Here is a 25,697-nt window from a genome sequence, read left to right on the forward strand (position 1 = left end):
TGGGGCAAAGCGTCTCGAATCTCAACCGTCGGTTTCAGCTTTTCTGCGCGGGTCGAGCCGCAACGCTTCCGGCGTCACCGAGCGGTCGGCCGGCTGGGTCTTGAAGGCATCGCGGCCTTCGATTGGCACCGGCGCGCGACGGCTGATGCGCAGCAGCGTATAGGCGGCCAGGCAGAGATGCGCCAACGCAGTAGCCAGGAACAGCCCCTCGGGACGCATCCAGCCCATCAGGCCGGCGGCCAGCAGCGGGCCGATCATCGTGCCGAAGCCATAAAGCAGCAGCAGGCCGCCCGACACTTTGACGAAGTCTTCCGATCGGGCATGGTCGTTGGCATGCGCCACCGCGATCGAATAGAGCGTGTAGGCGAAGGCGCCGTAGGCGGCGGTGCAGACGATAACGAAGACGCCGGAGCGCGGTTCGAACAGGAAGATGGCGATGGCGAACAGCGCAGCGCCGAAAGCCGCGCCCGCCAGCACGAAACGACGGTCCGTCGTGTCGGAGAGCCGCCCGGCCGGAAGCTGCATGGCGGCGCCGGCGATGACCACCAGGCTCATCATGAGCGCGATCTCGGCCGTCGAGATGCCGATGCGAGCTCCATAAACGGCACCAAGCGTGCCCCAGGCGCCGTTGGCGATGCCGATCAGCACGCAGGCGATCGCCGACACCGGCGAATTGACGTAGAGCCCTTTGACGTCAAGCGACACGTCCTGCAGCGGCTTGGGGTGCGACGCCGTCGAGACCGCCGTCGGGATCAGTGATAGGCAAAACAGAATGCCGGTGATCATGAATAGCGACGCCGATTTCACATCGCCGCCGGCAACGATCATCTGACCGCCCATGATCGAGGCATAGGTGACCATCATGTAGAGGCCGAAGACGGTGCCGCGGTTTTCGTTGGTGGCCTTCTCGTTCAGCCAGCTTTCGATGACCATGAAAGCACCGGCCATGGTGAAGCCGGTGAAGGCGCGCAGCAGGATCCAGGTATATTCATCAATGATCAGGCCGGTGAGCAGTGCGACGATCGCTCCCGATGCGGCAAAGGCGCCGAAAGCCCTGACATGACCGGCGCGGCGCACGATGCGTGGCGCAAAGAAGCAGCCGGTGACGAAGCCGCCGGCCCAAGCCGTGCCCATCAGGCCGAGCGATGCGGTCGAGAAGCCCTCCACCTGGCCGCGCAGCGGCAACAGCAGCCCGTGCAGCCCGGATGCCGCCAGCAGGAACGCGGTGCCGCGCAGCAGCGAGAGGATCGGTCTGTAGCTTGCGAACATTGTTCAATCCGGCTGGGGTTCGGGGCACAGGTCTGGAGACAGCGGCATTCGGGCTTTTCGGCGGCGTGCCCGAGCTTTTGGAATTGCCCGCAGTACTATCCGCGGCGAAACAGCGCCTCTGCCGCCGACTTGGTGGAGCCCTTGGTCATGAGCTCGGCTTCCAGCCGGGCGATCTCGCCGCGCAGGATGCCGATCCGCTCGGACAATTCATCGACAGAAAGCAGCGACAGATCCTGCCCGATCTCGTGCGGGCGCGCTTTCTTCTTGGGTTCGTCGTCGAAGACCGCCATCGTCGCTCCTCCGTGATTGCCCATTTGCCTGATTTGCCAATGAGCATACATAGGGCAGGGGTATGGATGCAAATGGCAGGCAATAGCTGGCGCTAGAAACCGGCGAAACACGACGGGAAAATTCATGGCGAACGCACAGAAAATTCCGGCCAGGATGATGGCGATCGCCATCTCGGAGCCGGGCGGGCCGCGGGTGCTGAAACCGGAAACCCGCGACGTGCCGGTACCCGGCCCTGGCGAGATCCTGATCCGGGTGCGTGCCGCCGGCGTCAACCGGCCCGACGTGCAGCAGCGCAAGGGTGCCTATCCGCCGCCGCCAGGTGCGTCGGATCTGCCGGGCCTGGAAGCGGCGGGCGAAGTCGCCGCCCTCGGCGACGAGATATCGCGCTGGCGCGTCGGCGACCGGGTCTGCGCGCTGACGGCGGGCGGCGGCTATGCCGAATATGTCAAGGTTCATGCCGGCAGCGTGCTGCCGCTGCCCGCCGGCTTTACCTACACCGAAGCGGCGGCGCTGCCGGAAAACTACTTCACTGTTTGGCACAATGTCTTCGAGCGCGGCGGCCTGAAGAGCGGCGAGACGCTGCTCGTGCATGGCGGCTCATCGGGTATCGGAACGACGGCGATTCAGCTTGCTGCCGCTTTCGGCGCTTATGTCGTCACCACCGCCGGCAGCAAGGAGAAATGCGACGCCTGCCTCAAGCTCGGTGCCGACCGGGCGGTCAACTACCGCGAGGAGGACTTCGTCGCCGCGGTCAAGGAGGCAACTGGCGGCAAGGGCGCCAACGTCATCCTCGACATGGTCGGCGGCGATTATGTCGCGCGAAACTACGAGGCTGCGGCCGTGGAGGGCCGCATCGTCCAGATCGCGACGCAGGGCGGAGCGGTGGCGAGCGCCGATTTCTTCAAAATCATGGCCAAGCGACTCGTGCACACGGGTTCGCTGCTCAGGCCACGCACGGTGGACTTCAAGGCGGCAGTCGCGGCTGCGCTGGAGGCGCAGGTTTGGCCGCTGCTCGGCACGCGCAAGGTTGCACCGGTGATGGACACGATCTTCCCGCTCAAGGAAGCCTGGCGGGCGCATGAGCGGATGGAGGAGGGTGAGCACATTGGCAAGATTGTGCTCGATGTCGCCTGACGGCCGGTAAACAGGCTGAACGAAGGCTTAATGGTGCAATGCAACAAACGCATTGCCGCCACGCAAAAGCGTCTGTTCAATTTTTCATCGCCGATGCCTATTTGCGCGGCATCGAAACGATGGAGGACTACCATGAACCCGATCCGCGCTTTCCGTAACTGGCGCATGTACAACGAAACCGTGCGCGAACTGAACCGGCTGAACGCTCGTCAGCTCAATGATCTCGGCATCAACCGCGGCGACATAGAGAGAATCGCCCGCCAAGGGCTTTGATCTCGAGCACGATCCTGTCCGAAGACCGGGCGCTGCTTTTCCGCAACGCCGAGCCGCGGTTCGGGATCAAGCCTTAGAAGCCAGAGCCGTAGCAGACGGATTTCCGTCGTCGGTTCCGAGCCCGCCCGACCTTGGTCTGGCGGGCTTTGTCTTTTTGAAGCTTTCGACTGCATGGCTTCATGTGCCGACCCTTCGCGGTCTGCTGGTCGCGCCGCCATGCCGTCCTTGACGCGCGCCTGCCAAAAACATTGCGAAATGGCGAGTGAGCAGTTATATAGACCGCGATTTTCCCATTTTGGTGGCTGTAAACCACCGCCCGCGCGGGAACGCGGGCGAACGAGAAGGATTTTTGTAATGGCCAATACGCTGCTGATGCCAAAAGCGACCGCCGTCTGGCTGGTTGACAACACAGCGCTTTCCTTCGAGCAGATCGCGCAGTTCTGCGGACTGCATCCGCTTGAGGTCAAGGCGATCGCCGACGGCGAATCGGCGCAAGGCATCAAGGGTATGGACCCGATCATGACCGGCCAGCTCACTCGCAACGAGATCGCGCGCGCCGAGAAGGACCCGAACCACCGGCTGAAGCTCTCCGACCCCAAGGTGCGGGTGCCGGAATCCAAGCGCAAGGGTCCGCGCTACACGCCGCTGTCCAAGCGCCAGGACCGGCCCAACGCCATCCTCTGGCTGGTGCGCAACCATCCCGAGCTCAAGGATGCGCAGATTTCCCGCCTTGTCGGCACGACGAAGTCGACGATCGACCAGATCCGCGACAGAAAACACTGGAACTCCGCCAATCTCCAGCCGATGGATCCAGTGACGCTCGGCCTGACGTCGCAGATCGACCTCGACATGGAAATCAACCGCGCCTCGCGCGGCCGCGAGCAGGCGCAGCCGGTCGGCGATACGCTGCTGCCGGCCGCCTTGACCGAACGGCTGGTGCCGGCGCCGGAAAAGCCGAAGGACGAGGACCGCGAACTCGACGCCAACGCCGTCTTCGCCAAGCTTTCGGCGCTGAAGTCGAAGGACAAGGATACGGACGAAGAGGAATAGAGGTCTCGCATCCAAAACAAAAAGCCCGCTTTCAAGCGGGCTTTTTTTTCGATCTTCCGTGTCAGCTTCGCGCCGCCCGGTCCGGTGCCATGCCGTAGTCCTCGCTGCGTTCCACCGCGCGGTAGAAATCGGCGAGCTGCTTGCCGCGCTCCGGCTTGAAGGTGCGGCCGGCGATGACCACGGAGGCGATGCGGTCGATGCGGAAGGCGCGGAAATCGCCGCGCATCTCGCACCAGGCGACCAAGGTCCACACCTTGCCCCAGAACCACAGGCCGAGTGGGCGGATGTCGCGCGCGGTGCTGCGGCCGGCCTCATCCGAATAGTCGATGGTCAGCACCTGACGTTTCTCGATGGACCGCTCAATCAGGTCGATGGCTTCGCGGGCGGCGTCGCTTACCACCCACATCGGCGTGTGGATCTCGGTGCGGGCGATGCGGTCCTTTTCGGCGTCGGGCAGCACGGCGCCGATCTTGACCAGCGCCTCGTCGGCGGCTCGCGCCATGGCCGCGCCGCCAAAGGCGCGCACCATGCGGGCGCCGGCGACCAGCGCGACGATCTCGTCACGCGTGAACATCAGCGGCGGAAGGTCGAAACCCTCCCTCATCATGTAGCCGACACCGGCCTCGCCGTCGATCGGCACGCCGGTCGACTGCAGGTCGGCGATGTCGCGATAGATGGTCCGCTCGGAAACCTCGAGCCACGTGCCCAGCTTCTGGGCGGTGACCAGACGGCCACCGCGCAGGTGCTGCACGATCTGGAAGAGCCTGTCGGCGCGGCGCATCGTATGGTCCCTCGGCGTCTATTGCTCTAGCCCTTCGCGCTTGCGCTGCGCGGCGACGGAGGCCGCGCCGAAGGACAGTTTCCTCGTTGTCGGCGTGCTTGCGTCGAGCACCCGCCAGAACGGCGCAATGTCGCCCAGCGCCATGCCACGCTCAAGATCCTCGTTGGCGGCCTCGGCGACGGTACGCAGATGATAGCCGATGGTGACCGGACATGTCACCTCGGCACCGTGCTCGATGGCGAGCGCGGTGCGCAAAGCCCGGATATCCATATCCATGCCTTCGGGGATGGCGCAGATGAATGCATCGACCTGGCGAGCTGTGGGAACCAGCATCGGCTGGCCTTCGACGACATCAGCGATGGTGCGTGGCGACGGTGTTATGCCGTTGATGCCAGGCGTGTTCAGCCTGTCGGTCCAGCTTTTCATCGATCGTCCTCTCGGCCGTCCGTCTCTGACGGCCATCCCACTATGGCACGAGCCTCCTGACACCATACTGTCAGGAGGCTTCAGCATGCCTGTTTATCGCCGGGCCGCATCCAAACGCCGGGCAGAAAGATTGCCTCAATTGCCGCCATTGTGGCGGTCGCCATACATGTCCGGCCAGCCAATATCCTTGCGGATGTCCGCCGGCAGGGTGTTCATGAAACGCTGGGTGCGGATCTCATTGCGCATCGTCCGGATCTTGCCGACATAGTGCTGCACGCTACGCAGAATAGTAAAACCGTTCATGGCTGGTCTCCTCTCTTTCGATGCAGGCACTATCGCACACCCCTACTGACAGCAGTCAGTCAGGAGGGTGCGGCTCTCGCGACCGGCGTTCCGATTTGTCCACCGAAGTGATCGAACAGTGCTGAAAAGAGGCGTGCCGCGGTGGAAAGACCGCGATCGCGGAGCCGCTTTGACAGCCAGCCGCGATGCTGATCAAAGGCTGCATGTCGAAACTTCTCGCGCTCGTCATCATCGCCATGATGGTCATCCAGCTCATCAAGCCGCTCGGCTGGCCGGGGCTGAAGCGGCGCAGCGATTTCTGGAAGCTGGCGCTGTTGGCTATGGCGGCGATTTCGATTACGGCGGTGCTCGGACACTGGACGTAATGCATGTCGCGCAAAAGTGTGCAGCGGTTTTGCGCCAACGACATACAAAAACAAAGAACCTAAAGTAGCGTCGCATGAGGCCAATCGAACGCGACGCGCTTTAGTGCCGGCAGCCGCTACGCGACGCCCGGTTCGTTGGCGAGCACCAAGCCGGCCAGATGTTCCGCCCAGGCGCGGTAGCCGGCTTCCGAAGCATGAAATCCATCCGACGCAAAGCCGGCCTCGGCGTCGGTGATCGGCAGGCGGGGCGCCGGTATGGCGCCGCGCTCGAGGCAAAGGCGCTCGCCCATCCGGTTCATCTCGCCGGCGCGGATCTCGAGGATCTTGCCGAGCAGCGGCGGCATTGCCGGCGCCCGGGTGAACTCCAGCACCGGCGACCACACCACGCGCGCCTCCGGCCATTTGGCGCGCAGCGCGTAGAGCAGGCCGCCAAAATCGCGCTTGAAGCGCGGTACCGAATGAAAATTCTTGGTGTCGTTGGTGCCGATGGCGAGCACGATATGCGTCCACGGATCGGCCGACAGATTGGGCAGCACATGATCGCGGATCTGGCCAGAGGTTGCCGAGTTGAAGCCGGCTGCCCGCCAGCGCACGGTGCGGCCGGTGCGTTGCGCAATTAGAACGGCCAGTTGCGCGGCCAATCCGTTTTCGGAATTGCCGATGCCGACTGAGGCAGCGGAGGAATCGCCGAGCACCAGCAGCGAGATTGCCGGCGCCTGGCCTGATATCTCGTGCATGACCCGACCTTGTGCCGGCAGCATGCGGGTGGTGCGGCGACGCACGCCAAGTCCTTGCCAGACATAGACCGGAAAGGCGAGCCAGGTGAGAAGGGTCGGAAAGCGCCGCATGGCAAATCCCTTTTAGGGGCACAGCGAACAGCACTTAGCGCATGTTGCACTGAAGGTGAACGACCTTGCAGCGACAGCCTGTCGCCTCAATGGCAGCAGTCATGCGTCCCGGATTGGTCTTCATACTCGTCATGCAGCCGCACCCAGTCGGCGAGGCTATGATGCGGCCCGGTTTCGTTGCGGCCTTTCGGCGTCAGGTCGAGATAGTGATAGGCGCCGATCAGCGGATCGCCGCCTCTGGAGCGCGAGATGAAAGTCAGGAAGATGTCGCCTTTCTCGTCGCGATAGAACACGCTGGTGCCGGGAAGGTCCTTCGATCTCCGCGCGCGCCGCTCGAAATTGTAGGTCGTGTCGCCGGCCGAGATCTGCTTGTCGGTGAATGACACGTGCATATCGAAGTTGAAGTCCGAGGCGTAGGACGACACCCAGTCGAATTTCCAGCCCATGCGCTGCTTGTAGGGCAGAAGCTCGGCCAGCGGCGCCCGCGCCACCACGACAAGCGAAACATCGTGGTGCCTGAGATGCTGGTTGGCGCCGTCGATGTGGTCGGCAAGGAACGAGCAGCCCTCGCAACGATAATCGGCGCCCGGCCCGAACATGAAATGGTAGACGATCAACTGGCTGTTGCCGCCAAACAGGTCGGGCAGTTTCTTTGGCCCTTGCTCGGTCTCGAAGACGTAGTCCTTGCGGATCTTCAGCCATGGCAATTCGCGGCGTTCGGCGGCGACGCGGTCGCGAAAGCGCGTCAATTCCTTTTCGCGCGCCAGATGCGCCTTGTGCGCCTGGAACCAGTCTTCCTGCGAAACGGTCTTGTTGTTTGGCATAGGTCTGCTCCTCTTTTCACGGAGGACGTTCGGCAGCGAGGAATGCCGACACCGAGCTGCATTTCAGTTGCAAGAAAATTGCAGCCCTTGCTGCTTTCAAGCAAAACCCGGGCACGTGGCCCGGGTCGGGAGAAACGCAAGATGGATTCGGTTAAGCGGCTTGCTCCAGCGACGGCTGCCATTGTCCAAGCGCTGCCAGATGGTTCATGTGGGCGCGATGGGCGAAGGCGGCCTGCGCGGCGGCGACGTTCGCCGCCTTGCCGCTCCAGGCCTTCTGCGGAGCGGCCTGCAAGGCGCGGCCGTAGGAGAAGGTCAGCTTCCACGGATGCGGGCCGATGGCGTTGATGGCGTTGAGGTTGGCGGTCGCTTGCTCGTCCGATTGTCCGCCCGAAAGGAAGGCGATGCCTCCGATCGCGGCTGGCACCGTCTCGCGGAACAGTTTTATCGTCCTTTCGGCGACCTCGTCGGGGCTGGTGACCTTGCCCGATTTCTTGCCGGCGAGAACCATGTTTGGCTTCAGGATGGTGCCTTCGAGGACGACGCGGGCCGCATAGAGCTCGGTGTATAGCTTTGTCAGTGTCGCCTTGCTGATCTCGTAGCAAGTGTCGATGTCATGAGCGCCGTCCATCAGCACCTCCGGCTCGACGATCGGCACGATGCCGGCTTCCTGGCAAAGCGCGGCGTAACGGGCGAGCGCATGGGCATTCGAGCCGATCGAGGTGGCGGAAGGCACCCCCTTGGCAACATCGATGTCGATTACCGCGCGCCATTTGGCAAAGCGGGCGCCAAGCTTGTAATAGTCGGCGAGGCGTTCGCGCAGGCCGTCCAGGCCTTCGGTGATGGTATCGCCGGGAAATCTTGCCAGAGGCTTGGCGCCGGCGTCGACCTTGATGCCGGGAATGGCGCCTGATGCCTTGATGATGTCGACCAGCGGCGTGCCGTCGGCGGCCTTCTGGTGGATGGTCTCGTCATAGAGGATAACGCCGGAAATGTACTTGGTCATTGCATCGCTGGCGCGGAACATCATCTCGCGATAGTCGCGGCGGCTGTCGGCGGTCGACTCGACGCCGATGACGTCGAAGCGCTTCTTGATAGTGCCGGAGCTCTCGTCGGCAGCCAGCAGGCCCTTGCCGTTGGCCACCATCGCGGCGGCAATGTCCTCGAGACGTTCGCTCATCGTGCTTCTCCTGAAAGAATTGACCCGTACCCAGCAGACCACCAGAGCAACGCAGGTTCAAGTCGAACCCTTTCGTCGGAGAAGCGCGAATCGATTGAAAATCGCGAGCGCACTGCTTCGCGCTGTTATTAACGCCGCGCTCAGCGCTTCAAGACGTCGACGCCGGGCAAGGGCTTGCCTTCCATCCATTCGAGGAAAGCGCCGCCGGCCGTCGAGACATAGGTGAACTCATCGCTGACGCCGGCATGGTTGAGGGCGGCCACCGTATCGCCGCCGCCGGCCACCGAGACCAGCCTGCCGGCCTTGGTGCGCGCTGCCGCGTGCCTGGCCGTCGCCACCGTCGCATGGTCGAACGGCTCGATCTCGAAGGCGCCGAGCGGCCCGTTCCAGACCAACGTCGCGGCACGGTCGATCCATTCGGCAATGGTTTTCACGGTTTTCGCGCCGACATCGAGGATCATGCCGTCGGCTGGTACGTCTGCAATGGCGACGGTCTCGCTTGCGGCACCGGCCTTGAACTCCCTGGCGACAACGGCGTCGGCGGGCAGGATGATGGCGCAGCCGGCCTCGGCCGCCTCGATCATGATCTGCTTGGCGGTGGTCGCGAGATCGTGCTCGCACAAGGATTTCCCGACGTCGGTGCCGCGTGCCGCGAGAAACGTGTTGGCCATGCCGCCGCCGATGACCAGCGCGTCGACCTTCTTCACCAGGTTCATCAACAAGTCGATCTTGGTCGAGACCTTGGCCCCGCCGACAATGGCGACAACCGGGCGGACGGGATTGCCGAGGCCCTTTTCCAGCGCATCGAGCTCGGCCTGCATGGTGCGCCCGGCGAAGGCCGGCAGCACGTGCGCCAGCCCTTCCGTCGACGAATGGGCGCGGTGCGCAGCGGAGAAGGCGTCGTTGACGAAGATGTCGCCGTTGGCGGCGAGCTTTTCGGTGAAGGCCGGGTCGTTCTTCTCCTCGGCTTTGTAGAAGCGGGTGTTCTCGAGCAGCAGCACATCGCCGCTTTCCATGGCGGCGACGGCGCTCGCGGCCTTGTCGCCGATGCAGTCGGTGGCAAAGCCAACCGGACGGCCGAGCACGTCCGCCGTCGCCTTGGCGATCGGCTCGAGCGAGAATTCCGGCGCCGGTCCATCTTTGGGACGACCGAAATGTGCAAGCAGGACGACCTTGGCGCCCTTGCCGGACAGCTCGGCGATGGTCGGTACAATGCGCTCGATGCGGGTGGCGTCGGTGACCTTGCCCTCAGTGACGGGAACGTTGAGGTCGACACGCACCAGCACACGCTTGCCGCTGATATTGCCGATGTCGTCCAGTGTCTTGAAGTCGGCCATGCTGATCCCTTTCGCGAAAAATCGCGGGGACCTTACCCCGCATCAACGACGATGCAAGACCTGCCTGACGGTTCTGCTTAAGGGTTCACGGAAAATGTGATCGCGTGTCGAAGATGAAGCGCCCAGCGGGAGCGAGATGGGCAGCAATGGCGCGAAACGCGCCGACATATGGCTTTACCGGTTGCGCACCACAATGCATGCGCCGCCGACGCTGTGCAGCTTCTGGCAAATATCGTCGGCCTTGGCTTTGGTGTCGGCGCCGATCCGCACCGCATAGATGCCGCGCCTGCCGATCGGTGTGCGCACCCGGCTGACCACCGGATTGCGACCGCTGAGCAAGGCTGGAAACCGCCGTTTCACATTGCTCCACTGATTGAGCGCCGCGGCGCGGCGGAAATTGCCGGCCACCTGCACGCCCCATGGCTTGATGTTGATCGACGACATCGGCACGGTTCTGGACATGATCACCGGCAGCGTGCGGCAGGCGGCAGCGAAGCTCGCCTTCTTGTCGAGCGGCCGGATGACGCCGGCATACGCGGCATCGGTGAACCTGTCGGCCGGCTCGCCCATGACGTCCAAAACGTAGCTTTCGGTCTCCATCGGCAAGAAGCCGCCGGAATTCAGCCAGCGCGTCACCCGGCTCTCGCCGGCATTGTATGCGGCTGCGGCGAGGCCCAGATTGCCAAAGCCGGTCTTCATTTCGGCGAGGTATTTTGCCGAGGCCGGGATAGCCTGCTCGATATCGAACGAATTGGCGAGCCCGCGCATCTTGGCGGTACCCGGCATGAATTGGGCGATACCCTCCGCACCGACGGGGCTGACCGCATTGGGATCGAAGCGACTCTCCTTCCAGATCAGCCGGGCAAAGAAATCCCGGGGCAGGCCGTTCTGGTCGGCATGCGTCTCGATAAGATCGCAAACTCGATCGATCAGCTTCTGCTTGGCGGGCCGCGGCGGATCGGCCTGGACGGCTGTCGCCCAGCCCAGCCAGCAAATGACAACCAGCGTCGCCCCAAGCAAACGCCGCATCGAACTACTCCGCCGCGGCTTTGCCGTGTTGGCCAAACCGCCGTTCGATGTAGTCGGAAACCATTTTCTCGAAATCCGCGGCGATCGACGGGCCGCGCAGGGTCGCCGCCTTCTTGCCGTCGACGAACACCGGGGCGGTCGGCGTCTCACCGGTTCCGGGCAGCGAAATGCCGATATCGGCATGTTTGGATTCACCCGGACCGTTGACGATGCAACCCATCACCGCGACCTTGAGGTTCTCGACGCCGGGATATTGTTCGCGCCACACCGGCATGTTCTTGCGCAGGTCGGCCTGGATGTTCTGGGCAAGCTCCTGGAACACGGTCGAGGTCGTGCGGCCGCAGCCCGGGCAGGCGGCGACGATCGGCACGAACTGCCGGAAGCCCATGGTCTGCAACAGCTCCTGCGACACCTGCACTTCGCGTGTGCGGTCGCCGTTCGGCTCCGGCGTCAGCGAGATGCGGATGGTGTCGCCGATGCCTTGCTGGAGCAGGATGCCCATCGCAGCCGATGATGCGACAATGCCTTTCGAGCCCATGCCGGCCTCTGTCAGGCCGAGGTGCAGCGCATGGTTGGAACGGGTGGCGAGCTCGGTGTAGACGGCGATCAGATCCTGCACGCCGCTGACCTTGGCCGAGAGGATGATTTTCTCGCGCGCAAGGCCAATCTCTTCGGCCATTTCGGCCGACAGGATCGCCGACTGCACGATCGCTTCGCGCGTCACTTCCTGCGCGGTCAGCGGAAAGCCTTGGGCCTGGTTGTCATCCATCAGCCGGGTCAGCAGCTCCTGGTCGAGCGAACCCCAGTTGACGCCGATGCGCACCGGCTTGTCGTATCGGATCGCCATCTCGACGATCGCCGCGAACTGCCGATCCCTCTTGTCCTTGAAACCGACATTGCCGGGGTTGATGCGGTACTTGGCCAAGGCCTCAGCGCAGGCCGGATGATCGGCCAGGAGCTTGTGGCCGATGTAATGGAAATCGCCGACCAGCGGCACGTCGATCCCGAGCCGCTCCAGTCGCTCGCGGATGGCCGGCACAGCGGCAGCGCTTTCGTCGCGATCGACCGTTATGCGCACGATCTCGGAGCCGGCGCGATGCAGTGCCGCCACTTGCGCCACCGTCTGGTCGACATCGGCCGTGTCGGTGTTGGTCATCGACTGGACGACGACTGGGGCGCCGCCGCCGACCATCACGCCGCCGACGTCGACACCGACCGACCTGCGGCGCGGGAAGGGTGAGGAAAAATATCCGGTCATGCCGGCTGCCTTTAATCTTGAAGGTCCGGGCATGAGGTGGAGGAGCAAAGATGGCTTGTCAATGGCGACTGGCGCGCAGACCTAGCAAATCGGAAATGACAAGACGGCAGCTTGCCGCAAATCCATAAGCGTTTCCGGCAGCATAGAGACATGCCACCGGAAAGAAATCGCGCGCCAGGCGGCGCAGCTAGTCCTGGATGGGCGTCAGTGCGTCGTCGGTTTCGCCTTCAGTTTTTCAATCTCGTCCTTGAGCGCCAGCTTGCGCCGCTTGAGATTCACGATTTCGAGGTCGTCTACCGACGGATGGGTCATCGCATCGTCGATTTCGCGTTCGATGTCGCCGTGTTTCCGCTGCAGCTCATCAAGATGGGATGCAAGAGACATGATTGGTTCTCCCTTTCATGGTTTCCTCGGATTGCAGCCGTCATGGCACGTCCACCGCAGGCTCGCTTCTGTGACGGCATAATGACAGTGTGCCACCATCGCGCACCGATGTCGAATGCTGCGTGGTAGCATTCCACGACAATATGAAATGTGGTATGGGCTGCGCGCCGGTGCAAGAAGACCCCCGGTCCCGCCCAATCAGGCCCATAGTTTGGGCGCCGCAGACGTGCAGACGGTAAAAATGTCCGATCAGGAACAGGCAGATATCCGCCTCGAATATTCCCGGCTGAAGCAGGAACACGCCGATTTCGACGCGGCCATCAATGCGATGATCGCCATGAATTGCGACCCGCTGCAGATCCAGCGCATGAAGAAAAAGAAGCTTTTCCTGAAGGACAGGCTGATGGCGCTGGAAGACAAGATCATTCCAGACATTATCGCTTGAATGGACGCCGGCGCTGGCCTGCTGAAAAGGCGGCCTATGCCGCGATCGAAAGCCGCGCGGCGCGCTCGAGCAACAGCTCTATCAGGTCATCGGTCTTTTCGGTCGAGGTATCGATGGGAACCACCAGGCACATCGTCGCCTCGACCCTGCCCGGCGCCGAAAAGACCGGCGCGGCCAGGCATTTCGTGTAGGCATCGACAAGGCCGGAGGTGACGCAGTAGCCGGCCGACTTGGCCACCGCGATATCGGCTATGAAATCGTCGAGCTGCAACCTGCGGCCGTCCGGCAGTACGAGGTCGTCTTCCGAGACCATATCCTCGATCGCTGCCCTGTCGAAGCCGGCGAGGAGCAGCCGCCCGGAAGCTGTCCAGGGAAGCGGTATTTGCAGACCCGTCGCCGAGCTGATCCTGAATGGCCTGGTTCCCGGGCTTGAATGGACGATGGTGTAGCGGCCGCTTTGCAGCATGCACAGCTCCGAGGTCTCGCCGGACTCGCGTGACAGATGGTCGACTTCCTGCCGCCCTCGCCTGAGCAGGTCGTTGCCCCGCACATAGTCCATTCCGTAGAGATAGAGCTTCTTTCCAAAATAGACCCGATTGCCGTCTCCGGCCATCTCCAGAAGGCCTGCGTCGACCAGCGAGCGCACCAGCGTATAGGTCGTCGACCGCGGTGCGTTCACCCCTCTGGCAAGATCGCCAATGCCGATCGCGCGCTGGGTCGCGTGGAGAAACTCCAGAATCTGGAGGACCCGGTTGAGGCCCTTCTCCCGCGAGCCCGAATTCTTGTCTTCGTCCAGACCGGCGTCCGGTCGAGCGGCCAAGGCATTGCCTTCTTGCATTATCGATTCCTGATGTTAATCTGTCTTGTACAGAGTACAGGCGTCCCTTGTAAGGGACAATGACGTCAATTGCAACCGATGCCTGCGCTGCTGGTCCAACGGGGAACACAACACGAAGGAGGTCGCCGTGAACGACACATCCAAAAGGCGTGAATTTCTGAAACTGGGAATGGCCGGGCTTGCAACGGCCGGAGTGATGAGTGCCGCCACTGCGGTCGATGTCCAGAAAGCTGCGGCCCAGGCAGCGCCTGACAGCCTGCTGCGCACCGTTCTCGAGCGCGGCAAGGTGATCGTCGGCACCGGCAGCACCAACGCGCCCTGGCACTTCGAGAACGATGCCGGCGAACTGGTGGGCATGGACATAACCATGGGTCGCATTCTCGCCAAGGGGCTTTTCGACGATCCGACCAAAGTCGAATTCGTCATGCAGGATCCGGCTCAGCGCATTCCGAACGTGACCACCAACAAGGTCGACATCACCATCCAGTTCATGACCATGACCGCCCAGCGCTCGCAGCTGATCCACTTCTCCAGGCCCTACTATGTCGAAGGCATCGCCTTGCTGACCCTTCCGAACGCCGAGAATAAGACCTTCGACAAGCTGCTTGCCGCCGGTTCGGCGACCCGGATTTCCATCCTGCAAAACGTCGATGCCGAGGCAAACGTGCGCATCGTCCTGCCGGAGGCGCAGGTGATGCAGATAGACACGCAGGCCAACGTGCTGCAGGCACTGGAATCGAAGCGATCCGACGCCGCGGCCGTCGATCTGTCGACGGTCCGCTGGCTCGCCTCGCGCAATCCGGACAAATACTTCGATGCCGGCAAGAGTTGGTTCTCGATGCTTTATGGTGCCGCACTGCGGCAGGGCGACCTCGACTGGCTGACCTTCGTCAACCAGACCTTCACCATCGCCATGTTCGGCCATGAAACGGCACTCTACGACGCTGCGTTCAAGGATTATTTCGGACAGGAGCCGCCGGCCCGCCATCCTGGATTCCCGGTTATCTGATCCATCAGGCGGAAGGATGCCTCCGGCGCCCTTCCGCCTCGTTCCCGGACTGTCGGCACTAAGCAGGACGCATGGGCTATACCCTCAACTTCAACCTGATCTGGCGGCATTTCGACAAGCTCTGGGGGGGGCTGCTGCTCAGCCTTGAGCTGGCTGTCATCTCCATCGCGATCGGCATCGTCATCGGGCTGCTTCTGGCGGTCTGGTACGTGTCGGCCGGGCGAGCGGTGCGGACCGTCATCGCGGGCTATGTCGAGTTCATCCGCAACGTGCCGCTGATCCTGCTCGTCTACCTGGTCTTCTACGGCCTGCCGACCGTGGTCGATATCGCCTACAGCGCGCAAACCTCGTTCATTGCCACGCTGTCGCTCTACAGCGGCGCCTATCTGGTCGAGGTATTTCGCTCCGGGCTCGAGGCGGTGCCGCGCGGACAACTCGACGCCGGCAAGGCGATTGGCCTGACCCCTTGGCAGAGACTGCTCCATGTACGCTTGCCGACGATGCTGCGCATAACGCTGCCGGCGCTTTCCAACACTTTCATATCGCTCTTCAAGGACACGTCGGTGGCGTCGGTCATCTCGGTACCCGAGCTCACCTATGGCGCCCAGTGGATCAACTTCAACACCTTCCGCATTGTCGAGGTCTATCTGGTGGTGACTGCGATGTACCTGTTGACCGGCTACGCGCTGCTTTTCGCGCTGCGGCTGGTCGAGCGCCGGTTCAAGGCGGCGCGCTGACATGCTGAGCCAGATCATCTATGCCTTGCCGTTCCTCGCCGAAGGCTTTGCCGTAACCTTGTGGGTGTCGCTGCTGGTTGTGGTGCTATCGCTTATCGCCGGCGTGCTGATGGGTGTCGGCCTCGTCTATGGTCCGGCTCCGCTGCGCTGGGCAGTGCGCGTCTTCAGCGACACCATACGCGGCATTCCGATCCTGGTGCTGATCTTCTTCGTCTATTACGGCCTGCCCGCGGTGGGACTGCATCTTGAGTCCTTTTGGGCGGCCGTACTCGCCCTCACCCTCTTCAAGACCGCACAAGTCGTCGAGTATCTCAGGGGCGCCGTCGGCTCGATTCCCAAGGGTCAGTCGGAGGCGGCGATGGCGATCGGGCTGACCTTCCGCCAGCGGCTGGCCTACGTCATTTTTCCGCAAGCGTTCAGGCGCTTCCTGCCGCCCTGGATCAACGGCGTCACCGACGCGGTGAAAGGCAGCGCGCTGGTCTCGCTGCTCGGCATCACCGACCTGATGCAAGCGATCAACCAGGTCATCGGCCGCACCTATGAGGCGATGCCGCTCTACATCCTCGGCGCGCTCGTCTACTTCGCCGTCAACTACGCCCTCTCCTTGGCCAGCCGGCGGCTGGAGCGGCGTTTCTCCTTCATCCGGGAATAACAAGATGTCCAAAGCCTCGCACGCAAATCCGGCGCTTCTCGATATCTCCGAGGTCTCCAAAGCCTTTGGATCCGTCGAGGTCCTGCGCTCGGTCAGCCTCAAGGTGACGCGCGGCGAGGTGGTGACGGTCATCGGCCCATCCGGCAGCGGCAAGACCACCCTGCTGCGCTGCGTCAATTTCCTGGAGAGCTATGATAACGGCTCGATCCGTATCGACGGTAAAGAGGTCGGCTACCGCGAGGCGGGAACACGCCAGCGACGCAGCGAGCGCGACCTGGCGGCGATGCGCGCCGAGACCGGAATGGTGTTCCAGAGCTTCAATCTGTTTCCGCATTTGACTGCGGCCGGCAACATCATGCTCGGCCTGCGCAAGGTGCGCGGCAAGAGCAATGCCGAGGCCCGCACCATTGCCGAGCACTGGCTCGGCCGGGTCGGGCTCGCCCACAAGGCCGACAGTCTGCCGGCCGAGCTTTCCGGCGGCCAGCAGCAGCGCGTCGGCATCGCCCGCGCTGTGGCGATGGAGCCGAAGATCCTGCTCCTCGACGAGATAACCTCGGCGCTCGACCCCGAACTGGTTGGCGAGGTGCTCGAGGTCGTACGCAGCCTCGCCGAAGACGGCATGACGATGCTGATGGTCACGCACGAGATGGCTTTTGCACGCGATGCATCGAGCCGCATCGTTTTCATGGCGGATGGCGGCGTCAGTGCCGTCGGACCTCCCGCCGAGATCCTGGCTGCGGACTTCGACAATGAACGCCTTCGCAGCTTCCTGGCGCGGTTTCGCGCCTCGCATTTTTGACACCGGACGGCGAAAGCTGTCGCAAGGAGCTTTTATGACGCCTTACATCCGGCTCGCGGAATTGGGCCTGACGCTGCCCGAGCCGCCGAAGCCCATCGCCAACTTCGTCACCTATGCCGAGAGCGGACGGCTGATCTTCCTCTCCGGCCAGGGGCCGTTGCGCGCTGATGGCGCGCTCTGCACCGGCAAGGTTGGCGAGGATGTCTCCGTGGAGGAGGCCTATGGGCATGCCCGTCTCACCGGCCTGAACCTGCTCGCCGTCATGCATGCCGCGGCCGGCGACCTCGGCCGCATCGTGCGCGTCGTCAAGCTGCTTGGCTTTGTCAATGCAACGCCGACATTCAGCGAGCACCCCAAGGTGGTGAATGGCTGTTCCGATCTTTTCGCGGCCGTCTTTGATACGCTTGGCGGACACGCCCGTTCCGCGATCGGTGTCGGCTCGCTGCCGGGCAACATCACAGTTGAAATCGAGGCGGTCGTCGAGATCGCCGCCTGAAAACAGGATCTACAGAGATGACGACCTATGCCGCTGACCGTTCCAATACGACAATCCGCGAACGGCTCGGCCTTCGCCCGATCATTAATGTTTCCGGAACGATGACGGCGCTCGGCGCTTCGATCATCGTGCCGGAAGCGATTGCCGCAATGTCGGAAATCGCCTCGCAATGGGTCGAGATGGACGATCTGCAGCGCGCCGCAAGCACGGTGATTGCACGCCTCACCGGCGGCGAGGCCGGCTTTATCACCGCATGCTGCGCCAGCGGCATAACCATGGCGATTGCCGGCGCGATGACCGGAACCAGCCTTCTTGCGATCGAGCGGCTGCCGGACGACACCGAGGGCCTCAAATCGGAGGTCATCGTCCAGCTTGGCCACATCGTCAATTATGGCGCGCCGATCGACCAGTCGATCCGGCTTGCCGGAGCCAAGGCAGTGCCCGCCGGCACGGTCAGCGTTACGCAGGACTATCATGTAGGCGAGGCGATCCAGGACCGGACGGCGGCAGCCCTCTACGTCGTCGCGCACCACACCGTGCAATACGGCATGCTCTCGCTCGAAGAGTTCTGCGAGATCTGCCACGCCAAGGGCGTGCCGGTGATCGTCGACGCCGCCTCGGAATACGATTTGCGCGGCTTTCTGGCGCGCGGCGCCGACATTGTCGTCTATAGCGGGCACAAATTTCTCTCAGGGCCGACAAGCGGCGTCGTTGCCGGCCGCAAGGATCTGGTGCGGGCCGCCTATCTCCAGAACCGCGGCGTTGCGCGGGCCATGAAGGTCGGCAAGGAGAGCATTGCCGGCACCATGGCGGCCCTGGAAGCCTGGGAACGGCGCGACCATGCCGGCATCCGCCAGCGGGAAGAAGCCGCACTGCATCTGTGGCAAACCGCATTGCAGGGCCTGCCCGGCATCGCAGCAAACATCATTCCCGATCCGACCGGAAATCCTCTCGAGCGCCTGCAGGTGTTTGTTGCGCCCGAAAGCCGGTTCACCGCCGCCGGGCTGGCCTCGGCACTGGCGGCGGGTTCGCCCCCCATTATCGTTCGCAACCACGAGGTCGAGCGCGGCCACTTCTTCCTTGATCCGTGCAATCTGCACCCCGGCGAGGCGGAGATCGTCGCCGAGCGCCTGCGGGCGGTGTTGAGCGCTGCTGAGCGGCCCGCGGATGCGATGAAGTCCGCTCGCAAGCAGTCTGCCGGGGCTTTGCGCTGGCCGGATTAGGTAGCGATGGCGCCATTCGCCCGAGTGCGGGAAGCTCCTATCCTTGCGGCTCCCCTCGATTTCCGCTAATGCGCGCGTTTGCCGCCGGGGAGCAGAAGCTTGGACAATCACCGCGCCGACGTCGCCATCATCATGGGCAGCCAGTCCGACTGGGCGACGATGCGCCACGCCGCCGAAACGCTTGAAGCGCTTGGCATCCCGCACAAGCGGCTGATCGTCTCGGCCCACCGTACTCCCGACCGGCTCTATGACTTCGCCAAGGGCGCCAAGGCCGCCGGCTACAAGGTGATCATCGCCGGTGCCGGCGGTGCGGCGCATCTGCCCGGCATGACGGCGGCGATGACGCCACTGCCGGTGTTCGGCGTGCCGGTGGAATCGAAGACGCTGTCCGGCCAGGATTCGCTGCTATCCATCGTGCAGATGCCGGCCGGCATTCCGGTCGGCACTTTGGCCATCGGCAAGGCCGGCGCTGCCAACGCTGCCCTTCTGGCTGCCGCGGTGCTGGCACTGAGCGACGAAAAGCTTGCCGCCCGGCTGGATAGTTGGCGCGCCGCACAGACCGCCAAGGTGGCCGCCGAGCCCGTGGACACGCCGTGAGCCTGCCCGCCGGATCGACCATCGGCATCATTGGCGGCGGCCAGCTCGGCCGCATGCTGGCGATGGCCGCGGCCCGCCTCGGCTACCGCATCGTCGTGCTGGAGCCGCAGCCAGACTGCCCGGCGGCACAGGTCGCCAACCGGCAGATCGTCGCCGCCTACGACGACGCGGCCGCGCTCGGCGAGCTGGCTGCGGCCAGTGCCGTCGTTACTTACGAATTCGAGAACGTTCCGGTTGCGGCCGCCGCGGCACTTGCCACCACGGTCCCGGTCTATCCGCCGGCACGCGCACTGGAAGTGGCTCAGGACCGGCTGGCGGAAAAGAAATTCCTCAACGGCATCGGCATACCGACCGCGGATTTCAGCCCCGTCGACAATGACGAGGAACTGACGGCCGCGCTGAAAAAGTTCAACGGCAGCGGCATATTGAAGACGCGCCGGATGGGCTATGACGGCAAGGGCCAGCGTGTCTTCCGCAACATGGAAACAGGCGGCTTTGCCGGCACTTGCGAGGCGATGGGCAACGTGCCGTTGATCCTGGAATCATTCGTCGCCTTCGAGCGCGAGATTTCGGTGATCGCCGCGCGCGGCATCGACGGTTCGCTCGCCGCCTACGATCCGGCCTGGAATGTCCATCGCAACGGTATTCTTCACAGTTCGACGCTGCCGGCCGGGGTGAAGTCCGACACGGCGGCTGCGGCTCAAACGGCGGCGGCCGAGATACTTGCAGCGCTCGACTATGTCGGCGTCATCGGCGTCGAATTCTTTGTCCTGGCCGACGGTTCGCTGCTGGCCAACGAGATTGCGCCGCGCGTCCACAATTCCGGTCACTGGACGGAGGCCGCCTGCACCATCTCGCAATTCGAGCAGCACATCCGCGCCGTCGCCGGCCTGCCGCTGGGAAATCCCGCACGGCAGTTCGACTGCGTCATGGAAAACCTGATCGGCGACGACATCCGGCGCGTTCCTGAACTTCTCGCCGAGCCCGATCTGATGCTGCACCTCTATGGCAAGGCCGAGGCGCGGCCCGGCCGCAAGATGGGCCATTTCACGCGCGTGAGCCGCCGCAGCTAGAGCATGATCCCGAAAAGTGGGATCCGGTTTTCGGGAACGATCATGCTCAAACAAAAGTTAGAACCTACGCTTACTGGATGTCGCCGCTCTCGTCCTCGTCGGGGCTGGCGCAGCTCACATCGCCTTCCGCGCAGGTCGAATCGGCGGTGAGCTGTTTGGTGCGGTCGTCGGTCAGCCGCGTCAGGCATTCCGATATCAGCATCGGATAGATCGAGCCGCCTTCGCTGTCCGCGGCGGAATAGCTGCATTCCGCGTCGCGAAAGGCGATCCACGCGCGCTGCGCCGTCTGCAACAGCTTCCTGGCTTTTGCATCGCTTGCGCTGATGAGCTCCTGGTAGGCCTTGTTGAGTTTGGCGTCGGCGGATTTGTAGTCCGCGTCGGCGCAGATGTTCATCATCTGCTGGCTGTCGTCGTTGCGGTCGCATTCCTGCGCATGGGCAACAGAACCTGCCGCAAGGACGGCAAGACAGGCGGACACAAGAATTCGGCGCATGATGATCTCCAATTCGCAACCGCATCATTCCAGCCGTCTCAAGCCCGCGCAATGCCGCAAGGCGCCGTTGGCGGGTATTTCGATGATACGAAACGGTCCGTATCGTTTAGGCAACGCGCTTGCGGTTGACACGGGCAAGGCTCCTCGTCTATGAGCCACGCACAGTTCAAAGGCGCGTCTGTGGGCGCGCCTTAATAGTTCGGCCCGGGACCGGGCCCAGACCGACGGGCAAGACCATGAAGATCAAGAATTCGCTCAAGGCGTTGAAGGCGCGTCACCGCGACAACCAGCTGGTTCGTCGCAAGGGCCGCGTCTACATCATCAACAAGACCGCTCCGCGCTACAAGGCGCGCCAGGGTTGAGTTTTTGACCGGAGGCTGCGTGCCTCCGTGCGCATGATACGCCTCTCACGCTAAATTCAGTTTGACGATCCGGCGTCGGGGGCTAGATTCCCGCGATGCGGATTCTTTTTGCATTTTTCACGGCTTTCTTCGTTTCCAGCGCTGTCTCGCTGCCGGCGTGGGCTGAAGATCCGACAGCAAATCGGCCGACAGCACCTCCGGTTGTGATGACGAAACAGGCGCGGCTCGATCAGCTGTTTGCCGATCTCAAGCGCGAACGCAACGAAAAGGCGGCCGAGCGCATCGCCGGGCGCATCGGCAGCGAGTGGTCCCAGTCGGGCAGTGCCTCGATCGACCTGATGATGCAATGGTCGCAAAAGGCGACTGAAAACCAGAAATTCGATGTTGCGCTCGATTTCCTCGATCAGGTGGTAACCCTGCAGCCGACCTATGCGGAAGGCTGGAACCGGCGCGCCACGGTTCATTTCATGATGAAGAACTACGGGAAGTCGATGTCGGACATCGACCGTACCCTGCAGCTCGAACCACGCCATTTCGGCGCGCTTTCCGGCCTGGCCCAGATCATGGCCGAAACCGGCCACAAGCAGTCGGCGCTCGAGGCCTGGCAGCGCGTTCTCGGCATCTATCCGATGATGCGCAGCGCCCAGGACCAGGTCGCCGCACTTTCCGAAGAGCTTGCCGGCGAAGGCATTTGAGACCAGTAAGGGAATAGGGGAGTAAGGCAGTATGTGAGTGGTGTAGATGCACTCTGGAACACATCCCCTACTCCCCTACTCCCCTACTCCCCTACTCCCCTACTCCCTATCGGCCCGATCTATGCCGCTTGCTTCCGTGACGAGTTTCTCCACAAGGGCGGCGGCCGGCATCTCCCGCAGCTTCGCAACGCCCTGCCCGGCCCAAATAGGCAAGAAGTCAGCCCGCTTGCTTTCATCCTTTGCCATTGAAAGCGGCATGACCAGACTCGCCTGTAGCGGAAACGCCAGCGCAGCATCTTCCTCACCAGCCATTTCCATCACAAACCGGTTGCGCACCACGCGCGCTGGGCGGCCAGTGAAGCAGCGAGTCACCGACGTGCTCTCGTCGTTGGCCGAGCGCAATGCTACGCGATAGACTGGCTGCACATTGGCTTCAGGACAGGCCAGGAAAGCCGTGCCGATCTGCACACCAGATGCACCAAGTGCAAAGCTGGCAGCAATGCCGCGACCGTCGAAGATACCGCCGGCAGCAATTACAGGCACCCGCACGGCATCAACAATCTGTGGTACGAGGGCCATAGTGCCGGCTGTGCCGATAGCAGGGTCGCCAGTGAATGTGCCGCGATGCCCACCCGCCTCGTATCCCTGCGCGATAATGGCGTCCACCCCTCCTGCCTCAAGCTGGCGCGCTTCCGAGACGGTGGTAGCCGAACACAGGACAATACAGCCGCCGGCTTTCAACTGCTGCACAATTGCGGTGTCGGGTAGGCCGAAGTGGAAGCTGACCACCTTCGGGCGAAGCTCGAGCACAATTTCGAGACGCTCACGATCGAAGGTGGGGAAGGGTTCGCCCGGCTCGGGCACCGGTCCGAGGCCGACCTCCTCATAGCAGCCGCGAAGGCGGTCTCGCATACTTTGAGCTGCCGCATCATCGCGTGCCGGCGCCGGGTGCGCAAAGAAGTTGACGTTGATCGGACGATTGGTGGCGTGCTGTGTCGCCGTGAGCTGCTCGCGGATAGCCGCCGCAGGCAGAATGCCGCATCCGAGCGAGCCAAGCGCCCCGGCATTGCTGACTGCCGCCGCGAGTTCCGGCGTGGTGATGCCGCTCATCGGCGCCTGGATTATCGGGTGTTCAATGCCGAGGAGTTCCAGAAGATCAGTGCGCATCCACATTGGATCACCCTCCTCTTTCTCCCAGGAGAGATTACCTTAACTGACTTCCAGCTCAAGTCGGATAGGGCCTTCGAACCGCTTCACGGCCGGCCACAGGCTGATGCAAGCTGGCGGAGTTCGGCGTCGATCCTAACCCGACTGCGGTCGATGCGCCGGGCTGGCGCCGCGTTTACGACGCGCCATGCAGCCGGCCCATCCGGCAGCCGCAGCCGACATTAGCGGCCGACTTCCGATCCGACATAGGCGATGCGCAGCATGTTGGTCGAGCCCGGCGTCCTCAGCGGCACGCCGGCCGTGATGATGACGCGGTCGCCGGGCTTGCCGAAGCCTTCGTCCAAAGCGATGCGGCAGGCGCGATCGACCATGTCGTCGAGGTCGATGGCATCGGGAGAAACGACGCAATGCGTGCCCCACAGCAGCGACAGCCGCCGCGCCGTGTTGAGGATCGGCGACAGCGCCACGATCGGCACTTGCGGCCGCTCGCGCGCGGCGCGCAAGCCGGTTGTGCCGGACGCGGTATAGGTGATGATCGCCGACAGCTTAAGCGTCTCGGCTATTTCGCGGGCGGCGAGCGAGATGGCGTCGGCTCCCGTCGCTTCCGGTTCCGAGCGCTGCGCGTTGATGATGCCGGCATAGGTCGGGTCGGTTTCGACCTTGGTGGCGATCCGGTTCATCATCGCCACCGCCTCGACCGGATAGGCGCCGGCGGCGGACTCCGCCGAAAGCATTATCGCGTCGGCGCCTTCAAACACGGCGATCGAAACGTCCGACACCTCGGCGCGTGTCGGCACCGGCGCGGTGATCATCGATTCCAGCATCTGCGTGGCGACCACCACCGGCTTGCCGGCACGGCGCGCGGCGCGAGTGATCTGCTTCTGGATGCCAGGCACGGCTTCGAGCGGCATCTCGACGCCGAGATCGCCGCGGGCAACCATCAGCGCATCCGAAAGTTCAATGATCTCGGCCAGCCGGGCGACGGCCTGCGGCTTTTCGATCTTGGCCATGATCAGCGCCCGGCCGCGTGCGATCTTGCGTGCTTCGGCCAGGTCCTCGGGCCGCTGCACGAAGGACAGTGCCACCCAGTCGACGCCGGTCGCCAGAACCGCGTCGAGATCCCGGCGGTCCTTTTCCGTCAGCGCTCCGACCGGCAGGTCGGTGTCGGGCAGGCTGACGCCCTTCTTGTCGGAAATGATCGTGCCGGCGACGACGGTGCAGACGATCGCCTTGCCGTTGCTGCTGACCGCCTTGAGCTCGAGCTTGCCGTCGTCGATCAGCAGGCGATGACCAGCCTCGACCGAACGCAGGATTTCGGGATGCGGCAGGTAGACCCTCGTCGAATTGCCGGGTTCGGGATTGTCGTCGAGCGTGAAGGTCTGACCGACGGTCAGCACCTCTTTGCCGTTGGCGAACTTGCCGACGCGCAGCTTTGGCCCTTGCAGGTCTGCGAGAACGCCGATCGGCCGGCCGACCGCCTCCTCGACGGCACGAATACGGCCGACGAGCGTACGCATCAATTCATGGTCGGTGTGGCTCATATTGATGCGGAACACGTCGGCGCCGGCTTCGAACAGCTTCTTCAGCATCTCCTCGGACGAGGAGGCCGGACCGATGGTGGCGAGGATCTTGACCTTGCGGCTGCGTCTCATTGACTGTTTGTTCCCGGGGCGGCTGGAGCGCCATCCGTTGCGGGCTCGTCAGTCAGCTGGACCATCCAGCTTGCCTGCTCGCCCGTGTCATATTCCTGGAATCCGGCGCGCTGAAAGCCCCGGGCGACGCAATCGGTAACGCCGGCGATCTTGAACTCTTTTTCGGCCACGCACATGTTGATCGGGCCATCCCAGCGTCCGCCGCGCTCGGCGTCTTCTGCATAAAGATAGTAAAACCTTGATGACAACGGTCCCTCGATCAGCGTCTTGCAGCTCGACCCTTCGATGTGCCACCAGCCTTCGGTGATCCAGCCAGCTTTGGCGCGATAGCCGATGCCGACACCGACCAGGTTCTGCGTGGCGTTGCAGACCCGGAAATCGGCCCGTGCCGGCGAGGCCGAAATCACCGCAAAAAGGCCCATGGCCGGTATCAGGAGCGGCATGGCCAAGGCATGGCGCACACGCAGCCTGCCGGCGAAACCCATCCTGAAACCCCTCAAGAACCACATTTGCATCTCTCAACGCCCCTTTTCGGAAAAGTCCGTACGCATGTCAACGCGCCGATCTATCCAATTCCAATCGATTTAGAAGGCTCTGACGCGCTTGCGGTCGCCCCTGCTCAGTTTTTTGGCAGAAACCGTGGCCAAACAACGGCATTGCGCAAGCGTTCTCTTCGTGGAATGACGATACCACCCTCCCCTGAAGCCAGC

The 25,697-nt window shown here is 63.2% G+C and carries 32 protein-coding genes; 15 read left to right on the forward strand and 17 right to left on the reverse strand.

Annotated elements, in window-relative coordinates; genetic code table 11:
* Positions 1 to 21: 21 nt before the first annotated feature.
* The gene (locus tag NKH89_RS06490; protein WP_352480880.1) at positions 22 to 1,269 is read right to left on the reverse strand and encodes an MFS transporter; all 1,248 of its coding nucleotides are present in this window, start codon (positions 1,267 to 1,269) and stop codon (positions 22 to 24) included.
* 95 nt (positions 1,270 to 1,364) lie between these two features.
* Positions 1,365 to 1,559: a DUF1192 domain-containing protein gene (locus tag NKH89_RS06495; RefSeq protein WP_023720974.1), complete on the reverse strand. Its 195-nt coding sequence runs from the start codon at positions 1,557 to 1,559 to the stop codon at positions 1,365 to 1,367.
* Positions 1,560 to 1,683: 124 nt separating this feature from the next.
* On the opposite strand from NKH89_RS06495, the gene NKH89_RS06500 reads away from it, so the two are divergent.
* The 3 genes from NKH89_RS06500 (at position 1,684) to NKH89_RS06510 (ending at position 4,017) form a co-directional block, all read left to right on the forward strand.
* Entirely contained in the window at positions 1,684 to 2,694 is a 1,011-nt protein-coding gene (locus NKH89_RS06500) for an NAD(P)H-quinone oxidoreductase (protein ID WP_031194545.1), read from the forward strand.
* Positions 2,695 to 2,826: 132 nt separating this feature from the next.
* Positions 2,827 to 2,967 (forward strand): DUF1127 domain-containing protein, encoded by a 141-nt coding sequence (locus NKH89_RS06505; protein ID WP_023720976.1) that lies wholly within the window; start codon positions 2,827 to 2,829, stop codon positions 2,965 to 2,967.
* Between the two features lie 354 nt (positions 2,968 to 3,321).
* Positions 3,322 to 4,017, forward strand: a complete 696-nt coding sequence (locus tag NKH89_RS06510) for a DUF1013 domain-containing protein (RefSeq protein WP_352908517.1) — start codon at positions 3,322 to 3,324, stop codon at positions 4,015 to 4,017.
* A gap of 61 nt (positions 4,018 to 4,078) precedes the next feature.
* Here NKH89_RS06510 and NKH89_RS06515 read toward each other — a convergent pair whose 3' ends face one another.
* The 3 genes from NKH89_RS06515 to NKH89_RS06525 all read right to left on the reverse strand — a co-directional run bounded on the left by NKH89_RS06515 (position 4,079) and on the right by NKH89_RS06525 (position 5,527).
* Positions 4,079 to 4,798, reverse strand: a complete 720-nt coding sequence (locus tag NKH89_RS06515) for a helix-turn-helix transcriptional regulator (protein WP_023678491.1) — start codon at positions 4,796 to 4,798, stop codon at positions 4,079 to 4,081.
* An 18-nt stretch (positions 4,799 to 4,816) separates the two neighbouring features.
* On the reverse strand, positions 4,817 to 5,224 hold the full coding sequence (locus NKH89_RS06520) for a hypothetical protein (RefSeq protein ID WP_023720978.1): 408 nt from the start codon (positions 5,222 to 5,224) through the stop codon (positions 4,817 to 4,819).
* Positions 5,225 to 5,359: 135 nt separating this feature from the next.
* Positions 5,360 to 5,527 carry a hypothetical protein gene (locus NKH89_RS06525; protein WP_023720979.1) on the reverse strand — a complete coding sequence of 56 codons (168 nt, stop codon included), beginning with the start codon at positions 5,525 to 5,527 and terminating at the stop codon, positions 5,360 to 5,362.
* 203 nt (positions 5,528 to 5,730) lie between these two features.
* Between NKH89_RS06525 and NKH89_RS06530 the strand changes: the two genes are divergently transcribed.
* Positions 5,731 to 5,892, forward strand: coding sequence for a hypothetical protein (locus NKH89_RS06530; protein ID WP_008873884.1), 162 nt, complete (start codon positions 5,731 to 5,733; stop codon positions 5,890 to 5,892).
* Between the two features lie 116 nt (positions 5,893 to 6,008).
* On the opposite strand, the gene NKH89_RS06535 is transcribed toward NKH89_RS06530, so the two are convergent.
* The 7 genes from NKH89_RS06535 to NKH89_RS06565 all read right to left on the reverse strand — a co-directional run bounded on the left by NKH89_RS06535 (position 6,009) and on the right by NKH89_RS06565 (position 12,749).
* Complete coding sequence (locus tag NKH89_RS06535) at positions 6,009 to 6,740, reverse strand: SGNH/GDSL hydrolase family protein (RefSeq protein ID WP_352908518.1); 732 nt, start codon at positions 6,738 to 6,740, stop codon at positions 6,009 to 6,011.
* An 86-nt stretch (positions 6,741 to 6,826) separates the two neighbouring features.
* On the reverse strand, positions 6,827 to 7,564 hold the full coding sequence (locus NKH89_RS06540; RefSeq protein ID WP_352855448.1) for a DUF899 domain-containing protein: 738 nt from the start codon (positions 7,562 to 7,564) through the stop codon (positions 6,827 to 6,829).
* Positions 7,565 to 7,715: 151 nt separating this feature from the next.
* Complete coding sequence (locus NKH89_RS06545; RefSeq protein ID WP_352480884.1) at positions 7,716 to 8,741, reverse strand: class I fructose-bisphosphate aldolase; 1,026 nt, start codon at positions 8,739 to 8,741, stop codon at positions 7,716 to 7,718.
* A gap of 140 nt (positions 8,742 to 8,881) precedes the next feature.
* Positions 8,882 to 10,078 carry a phosphoglycerate kinase gene (locus tag NKH89_RS06550; RefSeq protein WP_352717022.1) on the reverse strand — a complete coding sequence of 399 codons (1,197 nt, stop codon included), beginning with the start codon at positions 10,076 to 10,078 and terminating at the stop codon, positions 8,882 to 8,884.
* Positions 10,079 to 10,252: 174 nt separating this feature from the next.
* Entirely contained in the window at positions 10,253 to 11,107 is an 855-nt protein-coding gene (locus NKH89_RS06555) for a lytic transglycosylase domain-containing protein (protein ID WP_023720984.1), read from the reverse strand.
* Positions 11,108 to 11,111: 4 nt separating this feature from the next.
* Positions 11,112 to 12,365, reverse strand: coding sequence for a flavodoxin-dependent (E)-4-hydroxy-3-methylbut-2-enyl-diphosphate synthase (gene ispG / locus NKH89_RS06560; RefSeq protein ID WP_352480886.1), 1,254 nt, complete (start codon positions 12,363 to 12,365; stop codon positions 11,112 to 11,114).
* Positions 12,366 to 12,569: 204 nt separating this feature from the next.
* Positions 12,570 to 12,749, reverse strand: a complete 180-nt coding sequence (locus NKH89_RS06565; RefSeq protein WP_023678481.1) for a YdcH family protein — start codon at positions 12,747 to 12,749, stop codon at positions 12,570 to 12,572.
* A 241-nt stretch (positions 12,750 to 12,990) separates the two neighbouring features.
* On the opposite strand from NKH89_RS06565, the gene NKH89_RS06570 reads away from it, so the two are divergent.
* A complete protein-coding gene (locus NKH89_RS06570; protein WP_023678480.1) occupies positions 12,991 to 13,194 on the forward strand; it encodes a YdcH family protein in 204 nt (67 codons plus the stop codon).
* A gap of 34 nt (positions 13,195 to 13,228) precedes the next feature.
* On the opposite strand, the gene NKH89_RS06575 is transcribed toward NKH89_RS06570, so the two are convergent.
* The gene (locus NKH89_RS06575) at positions 13,229 to 14,032 is read right to left on the reverse strand and encodes an IclR family transcriptional regulator (protein WP_023720986.1); all 804 of its coding nucleotides are present in this window, start codon (positions 14,030 to 14,032) and stop codon (positions 13,229 to 13,231) included.
* A gap of 127 nt (positions 14,033 to 14,159) precedes the next feature.
* On the opposite strand from NKH89_RS06575, the gene NKH89_RS06580 reads away from it, so the two are divergent.
* The 8 genes from NKH89_RS06580 (at position 14,160) to NKH89_RS06615 (ending at position 20,618) form a co-directional block, all read left to right on the forward strand.
* Positions 14,160 to 15,041, forward strand: coding sequence for a transporter substrate-binding protein (locus NKH89_RS06580; RefSeq protein ID WP_031194546.1), 882 nt, complete (start codon positions 14,160 to 14,162; stop codon positions 15,039 to 15,041).
* A gap of 71 nt (positions 15,042 to 15,112) precedes the next feature.
* Entirely contained in the window at positions 15,113 to 15,778 is a 666-nt protein-coding gene (locus NKH89_RS06585) for an amino acid ABC transporter permease (protein WP_023720988.1), read from the forward strand.
* Between the two features lies 1 nt (position 15,779).
* Positions 15,780 to 16,430: an amino acid ABC transporter permease gene (locus NKH89_RS06590; RefSeq protein ID WP_352640167.1), complete on the forward strand. Its 651-nt coding sequence runs from the start codon at positions 15,780 to 15,782 to the stop codon at positions 16,428 to 16,430.
* Between the two features lie 4 nt (positions 16,431 to 16,434).
* The gene (locus NKH89_RS06595; protein ID WP_023720990.1) at positions 16,435 to 17,229 is read left to right on the forward strand and encodes an amino acid ABC transporter ATP-binding protein; all 795 of its coding nucleotides are present in this window, start codon (positions 16,435 to 16,437) and stop codon (positions 17,227 to 17,229) included.
* Positions 17,230 to 17,263: 34 nt separating this feature from the next.
* Positions 17,264 to 17,725: a RidA family protein gene (locus tag NKH89_RS06600; RefSeq protein ID WP_023678474.1), complete on the forward strand. Its 462-nt coding sequence runs from the start codon at positions 17,264 to 17,266 to the stop codon at positions 17,723 to 17,725.
* Positions 17,726 to 17,742: 17 nt separating this feature from the next.
* Positions 17,743 to 18,948: an aminotransferase class V-fold PLP-dependent enzyme gene (locus tag NKH89_RS06605; protein ID WP_352717025.1), complete on the forward strand. Its 1,206-nt coding sequence runs from the start codon at positions 17,743 to 17,745 to the stop codon at positions 18,946 to 18,948.
* A gap of 99 nt (positions 18,949 to 19,047) precedes the next feature.
* On the forward strand, positions 19,048 to 19,545 hold the full coding sequence (gene purE / locus NKH89_RS06610; protein ID WP_352788780.1) for a 5-(carboxyamino)imidazole ribonucleotide mutase: 498 nt from the start codon (positions 19,048 to 19,050) through the stop codon (positions 19,543 to 19,545).
* On the forward strand, positions 19,542 to 20,618 hold the full coding sequence (locus NKH89_RS06615) for a 5-(carboxyamino)imidazole ribonucleotide synthase (RefSeq protein WP_352640164.1): 1,077 nt from the start codon (positions 19,542 to 19,544) through the stop codon (positions 20,616 to 20,618). Before purE ends, NKH89_RS06615 begins: the two co-directional genes overlap by 4 nt.
* A 70-nt stretch (positions 20,619 to 20,688) precedes the next feature.
* Here NKH89_RS06615 and NKH89_RS06620 read toward each other — a convergent pair whose 3' ends face one another.
* The gene (locus NKH89_RS06620; RefSeq protein ID WP_023720994.1) at positions 20,689 to 21,111 is read right to left on the reverse strand and encodes a lysozyme inhibitor LprI family protein; all 423 of its coding nucleotides are present in this window, start codon (positions 21,109 to 21,111) and stop codon (positions 20,689 to 20,691) included.
* Between the two features lie 236 nt (positions 21,112 to 21,347).
* Here NKH89_RS06620 and ykgO point away from each other — a divergent pair, with 236 nt between their 5' ends.
* Together ykgO and NKH89_RS06630 are read left to right on the forward strand one after the other, a co-directional pair.
* Positions 21,348 to 21,473 carry a type B 50S ribosomal protein L36 gene (gene ykgO / locus NKH89_RS06625; RefSeq protein ID WP_006327841.1) on the forward strand — a complete coding sequence of 42 codons (126 nt, stop codon included), beginning with the start codon at positions 21,348 to 21,350 and terminating at the stop codon, positions 21,471 to 21,473.
* A 95-nt stretch (positions 21,474 to 21,568) separates the two neighbouring features.
* Entirely contained in the window at positions 21,569 to 22,168 is a 600-nt protein-coding gene (locus NKH89_RS06630; RefSeq protein ID WP_023720995.1) for a tetratricopeptide repeat protein, read from the forward strand.
* 99 nt (positions 22,169 to 22,267) lie between these two features.
* Here NKH89_RS06630 and NKH89_RS06635 read toward each other — a convergent pair whose 3' ends face one another.
* The 3 genes from NKH89_RS06635 to NKH89_RS06645 all read right to left on the reverse strand — a co-directional run bounded on the left by NKH89_RS06635 (position 22,268) and on the right by NKH89_RS06645 (position 25,430).
* Positions 22,268 to 23,341 carry an NAD(P)H-dependent flavin oxidoreductase gene (locus tag NKH89_RS06635; protein WP_352908519.1) on the reverse strand — a complete coding sequence of 358 codons (1,074 nt, stop codon included), beginning with the start codon at positions 23,339 to 23,341 and terminating at the stop codon, positions 22,268 to 22,270.
* Between the two features lie 215 nt (positions 23,342 to 23,556).
* On the reverse strand, positions 23,557 to 24,987 hold the full coding sequence (pyk, locus tag NKH89_RS06640) for a pyruvate kinase (protein WP_352494178.1): 1,431 nt from the start codon (positions 24,985 to 24,987) through the stop codon (positions 23,557 to 23,559).
* Positions 24,984 to 25,430 (reverse strand): DUF1036 domain-containing protein, encoded by a 447-nt coding sequence (locus tag NKH89_RS06645; RefSeq protein ID WP_473505739.1) that lies wholly within the window; start codon positions 25,428 to 25,430, stop codon positions 24,984 to 24,986. Before NKH89_RS06645 ends, pyk begins: the two co-directional genes overlap by 4 nt.
* Positions 25,431 to 25,697: the final 267 nt, after the last annotated feature.

The organism is Mesorhizobium sp. M0923 (genome assembly GCF_040319365.1).
In the GTDB taxonomy this organism is placed as follows: Bacteria; Pseudomonadota; Alphaproteobacteria; order Rhizobiales; family Rhizobiaceae; genus Mesorhizobium.